Annotated in this window: 13 protein-coding genes; 3 read left to right on the forward strand and 10 right to left on the reverse strand. The window is 40.4% G+C overall.

The features are described 5' to 3' along the window. Positions 1-93: 93 nt before the first annotated feature. From NST38_RS30755 to NST38_RS30795, 9 genes are all read right to left on the reverse strand, one after another. Positions 94-912: a hypothetical protein gene (locus NST38_RS30755; RefSeq protein WP_341344320.1), complete on the reverse strand. Its 819-nt coding sequence runs from the start codon at positions 910-912 to the stop codon at positions 94-96. A gap of 3,956 nt (positions 913-4,868) precedes the next feature. Next, positions 4,869-5,252 (reverse strand): type II toxin-antitoxin system RnlB family antitoxin, encoded by a 384-nt coding sequence (locus NST38_RS30760; RefSeq protein WP_341344321.1) that lies wholly within the window; start codon positions 5,250-5,252, stop codon positions 4,869-4,871. 219 nt (positions 5,253-5,471) lie between these two features. Next, positions 5,472-5,792 (reverse strand): helix-turn-helix domain-containing protein, encoded by a 321-nt coding sequence (locus tag NST38_RS30765; RefSeq protein WP_341344322.1) that lies wholly within the window; start codon positions 5,790-5,792, stop codon positions 5,472-5,474. A gap of 65 nt (positions 5,793-5,857) precedes the next feature. Continuing rightward, positions 5,858-6,205, reverse strand: a complete 348-nt coding sequence (locus NST38_RS30770) for a type II toxin-antitoxin system RelE/ParE family toxin (protein ID WP_341344323.1) — start codon at positions 6,203-6,205, stop codon at positions 5,858-5,860. Positions 6,206-6,938: 733 nt separating this feature from the next. Further along, entirely contained in the window at positions 6,939-7,154 is a 216-nt protein-coding gene (locus NST38_RS30775; protein ID WP_341344324.1) for an aspartyl-phosphate phosphatase Spo0E family protein, read from the reverse strand. A gap of 21 nt (positions 7,155-7,175) precedes the next feature. Further along, positions 7,176-7,523, reverse strand: coding sequence for a hypothetical protein (locus NST38_RS30780; protein ID WP_341344325.1), 348 nt, complete (start codon positions 7,521-7,523; stop codon positions 7,176-7,178). 157 nt (positions 7,524-7,680) lie between these two features. Next, entirely contained in the window at positions 7,681-7,845 is a 165-nt protein-coding gene (locus NST38_RS30785) for a hypothetical protein (RefSeq protein ID WP_341344326.1), read from the reverse strand. Between the two features lie 277 nt (positions 7,846-8,122). After that, entirely contained in the window at positions 8,123-8,251 is a 129-nt protein-coding gene (locus tag NST38_RS30790) for a hypothetical protein (RefSeq protein WP_341344327.1), read from the reverse strand. 135 nt (positions 8,252-8,386) lie between these two features. Next, positions 8,387-9,508, reverse strand: a complete 1,122-nt coding sequence (locus tag NST38_RS30795; protein WP_341344328.1) for a replication initiator protein A — start codon at positions 9,506-9,508, stop codon at positions 8,387-8,389. 751 nt (positions 9,509-10,259) lie between these two features. Between NST38_RS30795 and NST38_RS30800 the strand changes: the two genes are divergently transcribed. The 3 genes from NST38_RS30800 to NST38_RS30810 all read left to right on the forward strand — a co-directional run bounded on the left by NST38_RS30800 (position 10,260) and on the right by NST38_RS30810 (position 12,627). After that, complete coding sequence (locus NST38_RS30800; RefSeq protein WP_341344329.1) at positions 10,260-11,111, forward strand: helix-turn-helix domain-containing protein; 852 nt, start codon at positions 10,260-10,262, stop codon at positions 11,109-11,111. A 336-nt stretch (positions 11,112-11,447) separates the two neighbouring features. After that, positions 11,448-12,218 (forward strand): ParA family protein, encoded by a 771-nt coding sequence (locus tag NST38_RS30805; protein WP_341344330.1) that lies wholly within the window; start codon positions 11,448-11,450, stop codon positions 12,216-12,218. Then, entirely contained in the window at positions 12,205-12,627 is a 423-nt protein-coding gene (locus NST38_RS30810; protein ID WP_341344331.1) for a hypothetical protein, read from the forward strand. Before NST38_RS30805 ends, NST38_RS30810 begins: the two co-directional genes overlap by 14 nt. Before the next feature lie 2,032 nt (positions 12,628-14,659). Here NST38_RS30810 and NST38_RS30820 read toward each other — a convergent pair. Further along, a complete protein-coding gene (locus NST38_RS30820) occupies positions 14,660-14,794 on the reverse strand; it encodes a hypothetical protein (RefSeq protein WP_341344333.1) in 135 nt (44 codons plus the stop codon). Positions 14,795-14,957: the final 163 nt, after the last annotated feature.

Below are 14,957 nucleotides of genomic sequence, written 5' to 3' on the forward strand. Positions count from 1 at the left end.
TTCCCTTTCAATTGTTTATTTATAGCCAAGCTTGACCCAATATCTTAAAGTAGCAAAAGAAAAGCATCCAACGATTATACGTTGGATGCTTTTCTATATTGTGCTTTCTTCCAAATCTTTGATGATGTCTCGAATGACTGGTGCTACACGGTGTCGATATTTACGAACCAGCAAGTCGTATTCATTGGGGCCACCATATTCATCTTGTTTCCAATCTGCGATGTGTTTGGCTGCAATGTGTTCTTCTCTTCTGTTATCCAGGCTCAGACGATTGTAGCGCATTTCAGCACCTTGACGGACAACTTCATGTTTGCTTTTTTGATTTGTACTGTATAGCTGTTCTTCAAGAGCAAGCTCTCTTGTTGTAGGGAACAGACTTAGCTTCATAAATTTTAGGCGGTAGTGATCCATTACATCGATTTCTATATTATCACCACGCTCGATCTCTCTCCAAATCATTGTAACAAGTTTTCGATTAATATCGTGTTTACTAACTAGCATGGTGTTATTGAAATACGCCATATGGTCTTTAATTTTGCGAATCCCAAGCATAGTGCAAATCCCATACGCCAGAATAAGCAGCTGGAGTCCACCTGCAGAAGTTGCTAATGAAACATCTTCGCCCAGTACAATCTTATTCATGAAACTCAGGAAGTTGAGAATGGCATGGATTACGAAAGCTGGGATATTAGCCAGCAGTAGATTTTTGATATATACCCATACAACAAAGGCTGGTTTCATTGTGAAATAAATATCGTTCTTGAAAATACGTTTTCTAAACTTTTCTGCGAATGGATTCTCAACAAGTCGATCGAAGTCTTTGAATCTAGGTAGTGATACCTTCCGATATTTGAGGTGTTCTCTTCGTATTATATTTTTATCTTTTAAGCTGTTTATGGATTTTGTCTTCATAGTTCTCACCTTTCTACTTATGTAAGCGACTCTTTAGTTGAAAAAATTACTTATTATAAATTATGTAAACCGATTACTTTTTACTAGCCTCACTCTTTATACCGGACATGACGACACCAAGTTGGCGCAATATTATTGAAATCATCTTGTGTTGGGCATGTCACAGTCTAGTACTAAAAACGAGATTAAAAATACAAATGTTGCCATCAGTTTATCATATCCCTTTGATTTTAGTACTGTATATTTATTTGAACCTCTACATGTCTGCGTTTTTACTTGTGCAGAAATGCGGCTATAAAGATATAAGACTATATATGACCGAATGGAATTATGTGATTTTTAATAATGAGATCTTGGGGATGCCAAACAATTTGAGTGTTACTCATAGTCGATAATAATGAGTAAGGTTAGTTTTAAGGGATTGGAAGACAGTAATGACCTTTTCAACTTACGCTGAGCAAACATCTGCACTTTAAAAGTAAAATACAAGATCTGACCTCATAAATGATCTATATCTACCCTGCGGAGAACAAACACGATCATGGGGTTAAATAATTTCATTCATTCATTTTCAGAAGGTAAAACTAAGCGAAAATGTAATGTATATCATTTGCACTTTATAACGTTTAACTATTTTTGAAATTGTTAGATGATTTTGAAAAATTCTAGGTGGAACTAATGCTCTAACGAGTAGTAAATAAGTCTGCTGAAAGGAAGCATCTGTTCTCTTCCCTCTTCATTATTTAACAAAAAAGTCGAATGCGCTTAAAGCGATCGCCCTTATTATTGCCTCTTCTCCTAACCAGCTATCAATTAAAAAGGTGTGAATTCGTTATGCTTTTTCTTAATATCTCTTGAGTGTTAATTCAGAAATCATCTGGATTTTCATCTAAAGATATCGGTCTATTTTGGGTAAGGGAGCATGTCTACCGAAGACAATTTTCGTTGGCAAGCATTGTCGTTAGGGGTCAAGTTATATATCTTTAGCAGTCGCATTTGATCTAAAAAGTGATGCCATTTAGTTCCACCGATTAGGTACTTTTTTGTTGACGACGCATGCGTTGGCGACCGGTTATTAGATCGGTGGAGTAGTTATTAGAGACATCGTTTTTTTGTGTCTGATAGATCTTTTATGTACACCGGTAATTTACTTTTAGAGTTGGCAACGCACGTCGTTGTCGACTGTTAATCAGATCGGTGTACCTATGTTATCCCTTTTGTATTCAATCGGATGCCATTTTTGCATGCCGAATTGCTACTGTTTAGTTGGTACCGCACATTGTTGGAAAACAAAATAGAGTTCACTCTTAGCGTCTGTTTTGTACACCGAATTGGTTCTTCTGAGTTGGCAACGCATGTCGTTGTCGACCGGTTTTTCAGGTCGGTGTACGTACAATGTTTCTATCGCGCCTTGCAGCTCAAACGTACTCGTTTGAGCTGCTTTGCCGAAGGCAACTGCGCGGTTGAACTTCCACGTGTTTTTTACGAAACGAAAGAGAGAAACCACGTGTTTTGAACGAGAGTGAAGTGATGGTTTTACATGTTAGAAGCGCCCGAATAGGAAGCTTCTAATGAGCACCCCGAAGTGGCAAGGAGCGAGATGCAGCGCATCGAAACGACGCAGTAGGAAACACGGTCGGCTATGCCGACTGACATGGAGCGAAAGCGGAATGTCATACGTGTTTCTTATGCTCTTTACCCTAGCTGTTTCCGATTCAACGTATCAGTTGTGTGTGATGACGATAAAGTTAGGCGTGGCAAGTGTTCGAAGCGGTCTCTGCGAGAGAAACAGTAAATACGCCGCATATTCCGTTTCGTAAGAACGGCGCTATTACGCGATTCATGAAAATTGTCGTGAGCCGAACGACGATTCATGGCGTATGCCAACATTGCTGCAACGTACATCAATTCCGGGCGTCTGTCAGCCCGGTATTTCCGACCCGGTCGCTTGCGACTGGCTCTTTTCCGGGGCGGGGGTTTTCGGGGCAGTATTCACGCCGATTTTTTTGCACACAGCGATCGGAGTTATTCAAACAATTTGGGCTAGGGTACGTTAGTCAAACAAATCATGCGGAGCGTTAATTCAGCCGATTTTGATTTAGCAAGACAATTAATCCGTCAAGATGACTGGGCGCAATTAATTGGGGGTTATTTCGTCAAGAAAATGGTTTTGTGCGTACAAAGTACGCGTTAAGAAAAGTTTGTTCCGCACGGTCTTAGAGATGGATTTTTGGGATGGGTTGTGGGGGTAGGAACGACATGCTTTGGGAGTGACGAGGGACCCGTGCAATTCATCCAGCTTACGATTCGGATCTGACAATGGGGTGCTGCTTCTCCCCTATCTGTTAGCCAATCAAAGTGGTCCATTCTGTTTTGTGAAGATCCGTCTCTCCGATCCGATGAGTAATTGACGGTCATTGGAAATCACTCTTTTGGATGAATTGTGTGGAAAGGAACGAAATGGTTTTGGAAGTGACGAAGGACCCGCAAAGTTCATCCCGTTTACCGATCGGATGTAGTTTTAGATTTTTTTCTACTGATCGATTATAGGGGACACTCTGTTAAAACAAAAGAACCGGCAATCTGGTCTGAGATTGACGGTTCAGGAGAGCTTCTCTCGGGATGGATTGTGTGGGTAGGAACGATATGCATTTGGGAGTGACGAGGGGCCCGCATAATTCGTCTCGGTTATCAATTGAACTTGGTGAATATCTCTGTTAGCCATTTTAGATCGGCCTATTCTGCTTTCAAAAAGAACCGTCTATCAGCAGTATGATTGACGGTTCCAAGAGGTTATTATACGGGTTTGTTAGATGGTAGGAACGACACGGTTTCAAGAGTGAGGATGCACCCAAGTAATACAAGGTGTGTGTTGATTGAATACCATGTCTCAGCCGTTTTACGAAGAGATATTTAAGATACAATGACTGAAAATCATTTGTACTTTTTATCAAATATCTACCGATGGGTAACAACGGAAACAAGGGGACGATCCATATGGATCAAGTAGCTTTGCTACAACTTTTAGCTGCTCTATTTTACTTAATTCTTGTCGATTTGACTCATCTTTTTGATGGGAAATAGTGTTTAGACATATTATTGGGATTAGATTGGGTATATTTTGCTCCAATCGACAAAAACCATGTCATGTGTGATTTTTATTACATTTTATCCTAAATAATTTATATATTTTTATACACTTCGTTTAATTAATAAATAATTTTCGTATTTATATCGTAATAAATCATTCGAAATTTGCAGATAAAATACACATATCATCCATTGTGTATTTTATCAAACAATTTATACGTATATTTATGAGTATATTCTGACTCTTACAATATATTTAATAATATTAACAAAAAAAGCCGCAATTAATGCTAATAAAATATTCTCTGTGTAAATAATGCGACATTTTTTCTCTACTTTTATTTGATGTGAATTCGACACGTTATTTCATATCTATCATTAATTAAAATATATTGTAACTAAATGTTGAGATTATTTCGCATAAAATTCCGCAATCAGTTCGCACTATTACTTCTTAGAATACGGTAACTGGTGCAGTCTATACATAAAACTATTCTCCCTCTGTTGTTACTTTCTAATTTCTTCTCATCTGTTTTAAAAAAGAAACCCTCGCCACTAAGGTGAGGGTTATAATTCCTATGGAATTTTGTGATGGTATTATTAAGTCTTCTACCATTCTGATCTTTTCATCGGCTGATTCAACCAACACCGGATTCTAATAAGCATGAACCATGATCTTTACCTCGATCAGTTCGTCATTCGACCCAATGAATAGAGCCTTGATCGAAAGGTACACATATGATTTCAAAACCTTCATGGGTAAATTTCGAAATCCGATGCAACCAGTTGATTCACACTTTCCGATGAATATCGATTTTTCCGTCGGCAAAAATTACCGAACCTATGAATTGGTTCGGTAATCGCAATTATATAGATAATCCTTTTAGTAGCATTTTTTTCTCGATTATAGTAAGCACACTTGCTTCAAGGGAATCAGGGCTATGATGAACCAGAGTACGATTACTCAAAACACGGATGTCGTCCTTGAGTTTCAGCTTCACATATGTTAAAGAATCGGGATCTATTTTCCCCTCAACTATCTGTAGTTCTAGAAACCGCTCGTTGTTTTTAGTTCCTAGCAAAGTCACGCGGTCTATAATAATTCGACCAGTGAAACCCTCCGGCATATGGTGTTTAATCCCCAAAATACGGGATTCACTATGTCTGCCAATGACCAATTTATCATAATGACCACCTGATAAATCGGAAATCAAAAAATCCTGAGTTGGGATAATGGTTGTAGTATGCATATCGTCAGCTCCTCATTTTGCTTTTCTCATACAGTGTATTGGCGGCGAAAGCCGCGCTTTTCTCAAAAAAATAATCCTAACCCATTATGGGTTAGGATTATTTTCAAATGACTTAATTCCTTTTATCTTTTTTGGCCAAAGAAAAAGAGACCCTTTGGGGCCCCAATATTCATGGCGTTTACATACTACATATTAAATATTAAACGATATGAGACATACTTAGACGTATGTCATTCGTGCTGCCGATTGTTCTTCGTAGGAACTCAGATTGATAGTCATACCCAAAGCAATAGCGACCTTCACCACTGTTTCAATGCTTGGGATGGTTGACGAAGTTTCCAACCTTCCTACCTGTGCCTGGGTAATCCCTGCTAGCTCTGCAACTTGGGTTTGGGTAAGTCCGAGAGATCTCCTTCTTTCAACGATCTGTACAACCAACTTGGCCATCTCACTGATAACTTGTTTTTCAATCTCAGTCTTATAGTCCAATTTATCTTCTTTGAACTTTTTCCATGTCCTGAGATGATCATTGTTTTTCATCTTGTTATCACCCCCACTTTGATCGGGCAAAAGGTTTATCTTTACCTTATACATGTTTCACTACATTACGAGCCTTGCCTTAAAACCCAGTCCTTCATGCGTTTTAGAGCCCTGTCAATTTCAGAGCGGGGAGTTTGTTGAGTGCTTTTCAGAAATATCGTTAAAAGCACTATGTAACCTTCCCATCGAAAATAGGTAATCCGGTATCGCTTGGCTCGTATTTCATATAGTGGTCCTTCGAGCTGCCTAGCATGAGGCATTCCATGTTCGACTTTATCAATCGAGTATTCGATTGCTTCAAGTGCTACGTTTGCCTGTCGATTACCCTTCTTCGCACTTACGTTTAGTTCGGTAAGAGCCTTTTCAACTTCTGAATTGCCCTTCTCCGTGTAGTAAAATATAACTTCCGCCATGAACAACCTCTTTCTCTCTATTAAGCAAGAATAATATTATATCATCCTCGATATAAATATATCACCAATGATATAGAAGAACAATATTTATCAAATATAACTAAAAGCTCTCCGTGATGGAGAGCTTCACTCCAAAAACGTTGACTACATCTTCGAATAGTAGCTCAGCATTTTCGTCAACGATGAGTCCATGTACATCCTTCCCATGCTGCTCATTTGCTCGAGAGCCTTTTGGTTTTAGCTCAGATGGTTTGTAACCATGATAATTAATGACATCCAGATGATAACTGCAATTGCAGCGGTTACTTTGTCTTTTGTAGTAAAGTCGGCCAACATTTATTCCTCATTTCAATGTATTAGTTTGAGTCTCCGTCTACTGCAGACCTTTAGTGTTCTAAGTCACTCATTTTATTGGCCGCGTAAGCGGCTTATTTGATGCTTTTACGTTCTATATTTAGGTTCGTACTGACTGCGACCATAAAAAAAAGGCCGAACCTCATTCGAGGCTCGGCATCTTAAGGACATTTCGCGAAAAATCATCAGTTCAGATTGCTTGAACAGTCGTGGTGAAGAAATTTCAAAGACGGCAGAGCTGATCCCTTAAGCTTTATGACTTGGACGCCCTTTCAACAGCAAAGAGATCTCTGTCCCATTGTACAGTCACTCCTGTTTTGTTAGTATGGAGAGGCGTAAGATCCGCGAAGTTTTACGCCTCAAAGGAAAAGCCGATTACTTAGGTAGTCGGTTTTTTGCATTGATGCAGTTGTTTTTTGAGTGCCATGTGTTGATTGATCTTTATGTCCAGTTTCTGAGAAGCCTCAATCACTTCTTTACTGTGAAGGCCAAACTCGAATCCGATCCTTACCATTTCTGAACGTAGTTCTACCAGATCCATCTGGAGAATAAGTATTTGATTCTGTATTGCTTTTGATGAACTTGGATTTTTCAAATCTTTTATATCCCTCCTCCTTTATACAGCAGCAACTAGTCTATAAGCCGGCAACCGGCTGTAATTCAGATTCTGGAGCAAAATACAGGTAGCCGAGATCGCGAGATCGGCTTGTTCGTATTCCCATGCCAGGTATCCTGCAGCATCGGCAAAAGCATTCCGTTCAAGCTTGACTTGAGTAACCCACCAATCTTTGCTAATCGTAAAGGGAGCGCTTACAGAAAAACTTGCTACAATACCATCATCTGCAATCGAGATCGAATTGTCATTAAAAATCACAATCTTCGTACCAAACGGGATCACTTTCCTCGTCAGTACATCCACCGGCAGCGGGCTTAATTCATTGTAGTTATTGATGTTCATGTTCATTTCAATCACTCCTAATGTTTTTTGGTTTTCGATTTAAAGGGTATCGGCGTATACTTCGTAAAAAAATCATCTGTTTGGGCTTCCCATGGGAGCTCCCCACTTGCTGCAGCAAAGCTGATCCGATCAAAATCAACTTCATTTCCCCACAATGTAGGTGTCAGGGTGAAGCTTCGTTGTTCGATGCGTTAGGAATCACATCTTTGGTGAGCATCAGGAAGTCGTCAAATACCTGTTCAACTTCCTCCCCAAAGGCAATGATGTCTCCTGTGATCAGATCTGTTGGCAGCGAGCTTATTGCGTTATAGTTATCCAGGTTCATCATCATCAAAATCTCCCTCTGTATTCGTGTTTTCTTCGTCCTGTTTATCGGCCGGCTTGCCGGCGTTTTTCGTTTAAAATCAGAAAATACGATACTCTCAGGCGAACTATCGATTAGATATCAGGAGTCTGCCTGTCTGTTCGTCGAATTTCGCAAAAAAACACCGCCATGATAAATCATGTCGGCGTTCTTAGCGTTAAGCTTATACTGAATATTAACACTAACCTAAATGCTAGCATTAACATTAGTATAAATGTAAGGAGAATACGATATATTACTATTAGCGGATTCGAACGACTCCCTTAACGAGCGGATACCGTTTGATATTCTTTCTCCAGATGAGTGCGAACCAATACGGGGAGAATAACACTTTATCGAAGGTACTGGCTGGGGTAATCTCAATCTTCACGTTGAATCGCTCCGCTTTTCTAATCGGGCTACCTTCTCTACGTCGATCAGAACTGTACAGAACACGATGTCCTTGACGGGTTTATTATCTATATCGGGGTTGAAAGGACGCAAACAGAAAACAACTTACATCCTCTTAGAGTGAGAACGTAAGTTGTTCCGCAGTTTTAACGCTATTTCCTGAAGTGAGTAACAGTTTGGAGGGCCGAATCTCAAGAAAACTTTCTCCAGTTTCATCCTCATGTAGTTTATACCCATCAAGAAGAGAAAGCTCCTTCATGTTCTCACAAGCTTCCTCAACAATTTGCTTTTTCTTCGCCGGTCGGTTGGCTTTTAATCCCATGAGAAGAGATAATTCATCGAGTGGCCAGCGTGTAATCCCTTGGGCTACTTGTGCTGGTAAAAACAGATACAGATTTTGAGCTGTTCCTGTTTTTAAATCTTCCAAAATGGCTAGACTTAGGTAAGCAATTGCACCTGACTGTAATGAACGGTAGATGGGATCAGAGAACATGATTTTAAATGTTTTATTTACGTCACGTCGTCCAATGGCTTGAAAGAGATAAATCCGATTTAATGAATCAATGTACCCTTTCTCATGGTAAAAGGTGAATTCGAACATACTCTCCTGGAGTAATGCTAGGGATTGCCAGATCTCTTGATACGTTTTACCACCAGTGTCCCGATTCATGGCCTTGGCAAGAGAATAAATGGTGAACTCAAACTCTTTCTTCTTCCCGTTGACTTCCCAAAGCTTATGAATTCCGATCAGTACCTTGGCGTCCTGAAGCGTCAGCTCTTTCTTTGCCGGATGATATATTTTGGTTCTTCGATTATCTCGGACAGGGGTATCCCCCATTTCAGTAGATGTATCTGTCTTTTTCGAAGTCGATACCGAACTGATCGCACTCTCCGAAAAGATGTGCCCATAGGGATGAGTGGGCTTACTGTAATAAGCTACGCGTCTAAGGATCTGTGATTGCGCCCAGATCCATTGTTTTATTTGATGTTTGAAAATTTCTTTATTGATCTGCTCTTTTTCTTCATCCGTAAGTTGCTCCTGAACCAGTCTTTTCGACAGTTTGAGTTCACCGGCACCCTCATTTTGTATATGCTTTGATGCAACCCCATTACTAAACGTTTTCAGTTGGTCAGCTGCCTTATTAATCAGTTCCTGTACTTTCGGGTCTTCAGCAGGTAGATTCAGTGCTGTTATTTTATTGATCCATGGTTCGATGTTAATTCTCCGAGGCGCCATAAAGTAACAGCTCCTTTCTTAGTTACTCTTTTCTCGTATTGTATATAGAATACCATAGCTTAAATGATTGACCACAGGTTAGACAAAAATGTCCTTTCAGCCCCGATATAATGTCCTTTCAACCCCGATACTTTGACATGATTTCGTTTGGGGATGATCTAAATAACATTTGCTTACTAGATAAGGAGTAATGGAGATATGGAGCAAATGTCCTTTCAACCCCGATACCTGACTGTCCTTTCAGCCCCGATACAAAAATTTTTTTTCAAAAGACAATTTGTCTCTCTCCCCCGTTAAAACGTCCTTTCAACCCCGATATACTGTCCTTTCTCCCCCGATATAATGTCCTATCAACCCCGATATTCGCAAAACGTCCTTTCAACCCCGATACCTTGACTCTCTCAATACCAAAAAATACAATGGCTATAAAGCTGAAATTAGTAGTTTATGCCACATGTTCTCGAAAAATAGCTAAAAAAAAAGCTCCCCTATGGGAGCAGGCCTGAAGGCCACTTAAAACAAAACACTGAAACACCCGCTATCTAGAGTTGCACCTCAAGATAGCAAACAAGAATTAAACAACAACAATCAAGAACATAACCCCAGGTAACTGTTTCTGGAAAAAACAGATATCCTGGGGGCGTGTTAAAGTCGCTCAAAAGCGAATTAACCTGCCGGTTCCCTTATTATATTGAAAATTGTTTTGAAATTCAAGGGAATTGGCATGATCTCACTCCAAGGAGGACTAATCATGTCTAATTTTATTTCGCCCGACCAGCATCTGCTCAAGGGTTTAAAAGGTATACTCAATAACGAGGATCTCAAAACCTATGAAAAAATGATCATGATCGTAATTAAGGTCTATCAAACGGAACACGAGCATGCTTTTCCGGATTACGACACCATTGCTGCAGCTGGTGGGATGTCCAAACGCAAAGCCCAGTATGTTGTTAAAGATTTGGTTAGCCGTAATCTCATTGAAAAGAAATCTCGCTTCAAAGAAATCGAAGGACGTCCCGTAAAACAGACATCGAATCAGTATTCTGAGGTCGTTTCTTCTGCAGCAGCTCATGAGTTCCAACCAGAAGTGACTGAAAGTGCACAGCATGCACCACGATATGCACAAGATGCAGCTGAAACTGATTTTTTATCTGCACAGCATGCACCCTATAATTCAGGTTTTATTAATCAAGATTCTTTAGATCTTTATACTTCTACAGAACTAAAAGAAGAAGAAGATACACCAACTACGCGCGAGCACTTGTCTGAACTGGCACAATATGCACGATATGCAGACGTGGTAGAAAAAATGATTAAATTCCAAGGCACCGGCACAATTTGTTTCCACCAAGAGGAATTTTTATCATGCTGCAAGTTATTTAACCTTCCCCCACGCCTGATTACAGCGCTATATCCACACATCGAGAGCAGCATACAAAAGTACCATTTTGACGCTATTTATCGAGCTCTTGAGAGATTCACGGAGCGTTTGTTAAAAAACAAGATTGATAACCCGATCTCGTGGTTCAAGTCTACCTTCAGCAATGAGGATTTAAAGGTGCGATCAGAGATCGAATTGCTGAAAATTGGCCAAGTCTCTTAATGTTTTTATTTGATGACTGGCAGAATAACTTATGCAGCATTAGATTCAAGTATGTAAGATGTCCTGAGCTAAAAAGAGCTGTATTACTCTCTCTCGTACCCTTTCTATGAAATGATCGGCGATACGTGTATAAGCCGTGTTAAAATGGATAAGAAGCTACTTCGCTAGCAACGACTGACGATGAGTATTTACCGTCTGTTCTGGGATACCCGCCTTGACAGTTATTAGCGTAAAGCCTAGGATGAATGCTAACACTAACCTTAATGCTAGCATTGATACTAGTAAAACGGTTGAATTAAGCTTTTTATTTGATTGCTAAAGGATGTGTTAGCGCTAATGCCAGCGAAAATAATAACGTTTGGAATACAAAAAGGTGGCAGTTCAAAGACCACGACCAGCGGAATCGTTTCATACTTGCTCTCGCAGGATTACCGCGTACTTGCGGTTGATATGGACTCCCAGGGGAACTTAACGGAGCTACTCACGCTACGTGACGTTGAGGATTTCCGTGGCATGACAGTTCTTGAGGCAATGGAAGAACAGGATGCGTCTGGTTACATATGCCGGATCACGGATACGTTGCACCTAATGCCAGCGGAGGATCTATTGGCAACGTTCTCGCGGTGGTTGTACAATGACTACGCTGGACAAGAACCTGCCTTAGTCCTTGCGCAAACCCTCTCCACCGTTCGAGATAACTATGATTTCATCATCATAGATACAGCGCCGGCACTTGGCGATCAAACAATAAACGCCCTGGCAGCGTCTGATTACGTTGTGGCGATGTTTGAAGCAAGTAAATTCTGTTATTCCGCGTTGGGCCGCTTTCTCAAAACAAGCGATGAGGTCCGAAAATTAGTCAATCCGGATCTGCGCGTTGCCGGCATCTTACGCGGGCTTATTGACGCAAGGCGATCGGATAATAAGGTGCTCATCGAACAGGTTGCAGAAGATTACGGGGATGTTTGTTTTGATTCCGTGTTAACACGGAACGCAGCGGCCGGTAGAGTGGCTATTAAAGGGCTTTTCGATAACAACGAGATCAAAGCCGCCGTAGCGCAGTATAAGCCTTTTGTTGAGGAGTTGATGAAGCGTGTCGAAGGCTGATGATTTAAGACGCAGTTTAAGGGCCTCTGATAAAAAGGACATAGAAGTTAGTAGCCTCTTTATTAATCCTCCTAAGTCAAAACCAAGCAATAATCCTAAAGATAGCAATGACAATAATGCTACTTCAAACGATAACATTAACGTTAGCATTAATGCTAGCACAGAGGATATTGCCGAGGAAAATGCCTATAATAACCTAAATGCTAGTGTTAATGTTAATCTTACGTCTATTCCTATTGCTCAGCCTAAACAAGGAATACGCGAGACACATACTCAGAAAAACTTCTATATAAGAAATGATCTCGCAGAGTTAATTAACGATGACATCTCCAAGCGCCGAGGGGCGATGACTGAGATCGTTAACGCATTGTTCGAACAGTATTACCGCAGCCAAGGCAGAATTAAATAACGTTTACGAAAACGCTTGTCTCTACTGAGGCAGGCGTTTTTTCGCAAAATGTGTACCATCCTACGGAGTAGAGTACAAAGATAAATATATAAAGAATAATGTTATTGTTAATGTTAGCACTAAGGTTAGCATTAACGTTATTGTATTGTAAGGTAGTAAGCGACAAAGAAATGCAAGGATGCCTGAGACATGTGTAACTCCACTTAAAGAGCCTGTCTCGAGAAAATTATTCCCTATATAATCCTTGGTGATATATGATGAGGAATTGCAGCTGTCCATGAGTTGTAAAATTTGATTTTTTACTCGCTTGGCATCAATATCGCTTCAAGTACTTAAATTACGATTGAATTGCCGGCACGCTTTATACAGCACGCGTTAGGCTTATCCTTGTGTGAATGGGAACTCGTTTGCTATTTACTCAAAGTCTTCATCAGAAAACACAATGAGTCTTGCACTCCGGCTCCGTTAAATACCGATACATGCGAGCATCACGCCTAATCGTTGCCCGATCTAGATGAGTCTTGGCATGGTCCTACCATGAATTATGATGCCCGGTTGTAGATTCCTACCAACCATTACTATGGCTTGTGTAATCGGTCATACATCGCGTTGTAACAGCGTACAGCCTTTTTCATCAATCTCCATATAGTCAATTCTATTCTGAAATTGATGAGTGATAAGTGCCTTAGGGGCAAGGATGTCTACGATTAGTCTAGGATTTTCATCATGTATCATACTGCTACTTACTTTCCTACCACTGATTCAAAGAGTCAAAAGATAACACTAACATTAGTTATATTACAAACGCTATTGTTAATGCTAACATTAATGTTAGCATTAACAATAAGGTATAAAATATTGTTTAGTTCATAAAGTTCCTCTAGGAGATTTTTAGAAGCTCCTACACAGAGGAGCTTCTAACTGTCTAAGATTAGATTGTTGGTCTAAAATTTATAATCAGTCTGTTGTTTGCCTGATTCCTTTAGAACTAAGATCCAGGAAAGAGTCTACCTTGTATCAAATCCCGCTCAAACAAAAAGGGGGCCGAATCTATCTATGCAGTGGTTCATCTCCTTATCAACACATGCTGATCGAGATTGGAGGCAGACTGGTTCGGCTCCACAATCACCATTCGCATATTCAAAGCACTTAGTAGGGCAATGGCTAATCCATCAGATAAAGATTCTCGTCTTCCTCGCTTAGAACGACAATACGCTTCAAGATCAAGGGGTCACGATGATTTTCAGACGGTTCATAGAGATCGACGTATGGTTTAGTATACAGGCGAGCACTTTCATTGAATGTTCTTACGAGTGATGTAGTTCATCTGAATATCCCACGTAATAAGGTCCAAAGGAATGGTTTATCATATAATCTCCCTTCTGTAGAAATTTGTATCATTTAAAGGGGGGAGAATCCGATTTACACTTATCGAATTCGTGTAGGTTTAGGAGTGAAATCACCTGCTCTCTATAATTTATTGACTTTCGTCTACCATGGATCAGATCAGACAATCGGGCCTCTGGGATGTTGTGGAGTTCACAGAATGTTTTTTGATGGAGCTCAAGTTCCGCCAGGCGTCGCTTGATGGCCCATCCAAAAGGTGTAACAGTATGCTTTGCCATGAAGGATCATCTCGCTTTCAATAGGTTAACTTTGTTTTATATTATCAGCAGTAGTCTAAATAAAACATGAGGCCATGAGACTGACTATGATTAATCTTCGGAGTTACTTGTAGTCGCATAGCCGTTAGATGAATAGGGGAGAGGGGACGCTATAATTTATCCGTTGTGGGCATGGTGGCTACTCCTTAGCAGCCTGGTACTCATCAACCATCTCCCAAACTAATTGGGAAAGCTGAGGAACATCGATAACGTAATTGTCTTGTAGTTCTTGATATTTACAGCGTTATGCGCCGCGTAGAGCTAGCGTATGGCAAATACATCGTCCCAGAAGATCAGGCCTCGGTTATCTTCCATACCTTTCTACCTCCACTAAAAGAATCTTCGTATATGAGATGCGAGAGATCTGACTAGAGGAGTCGTACACCTGCCTTAACTTTGTCCACATAGCGGTCAAGTACATTTTTTTGTCCGAGTAGCAGCTCTAGCAGATCGTGCCCCCAGATAGATCCTGCGACATCCAGAGTACATTTTATCAGCGTCATACTCGCTATGAGAAAGCACTCCAGCGTCCATATACGTCAGTTCTTCAACTGTTCGTTTGTCGCTGCAAGCATCTGATTGAGTTTGTTAATATACCGGTTTTATCCATCTTCCCGAAGGCCAGGATTGCAGCTCCACCTACTAATAGCAATGCCACCTTATATA

The sequence above is a fragment of the Paenibacillus sp. FSL H8-0104 genome (assembly GCF_038050215.1).
Taxonomy (GTDB): Bacteria; Bacillota; Bacilli; order Paenibacillales; family Paenibacillaceae; genus Paenibacillus; species Paenibacillus amylolyticus.

Bases quoted from the DNA above. Each gene is read 5' to 3' on its own strand.
- NST38_RS30755 (WP_341344320.1), bottom strand. From the start codon at position 912: ATGAAGACAAAATCCATAAACAGCTTAAAAGATAAAAATATAATACGA.
- NST38_RS30760 (WP_341344321.1), bottom strand. From the start codon at position 5,252: ATGCATACTACAACCATTATCCCAACTCAGGATTTTTTGATTTCCGAT.
- NST38_RS30765 (WP_341344322.1), bottom strand. From the start codon at position 5,792: ATGAAAAACAATGATCATCTCAGGACATGGAAAAAGTTCAAAGAAGAT.
- NST38_RS30770 (WP_341344323.1), bottom strand. From the start codon at position 6,205: ATGGCGGAAGTTATATTTTACTACACGGAGAAGGGCAATTCAGAAGTT.
- NST38_RS30780 (WP_341344325.1), bottom strand. From the start codon at position 7,523: ATGAACATGAACATCAATAACTACAATGAATTAAGCCCGCTGCCGGTG.
- NST38_RS30785 (WP_341344326.1), bottom strand. From the start codon at position 7,845: ATGATGAACCTGGATAACTATAACGCAATAAGCTCGCTGCCAACAGAT.
- NST38_RS30795 (WP_341344328.1), bottom strand. From the start codon at position 9,508: ATGGCGCCTCGGAGAATTAACATCGAACCATGGATCAATAAAATAACA.
- NST38_RS30800 (WP_341344329.1), top strand. From the start codon at position 10,260: ATGTCTAATTTTATTTCGCCCGACCAGCATCTGCTCAAGGGTTTAAAA.
- NST38_RS30805 (WP_341344330.1), top strand. From the start codon at position 11,448: ATGCCAGCGAAAATAATAACGTTTGGAATACAAAAAGGTGGCAGTTCA.
- NST38_RS30820 (WP_341344333.1), bottom strand. From the start codon at position 14,794: ATGACGCTGATAAAATGTACTCTGGATGTCGCAGGATCTATCTGGGGG.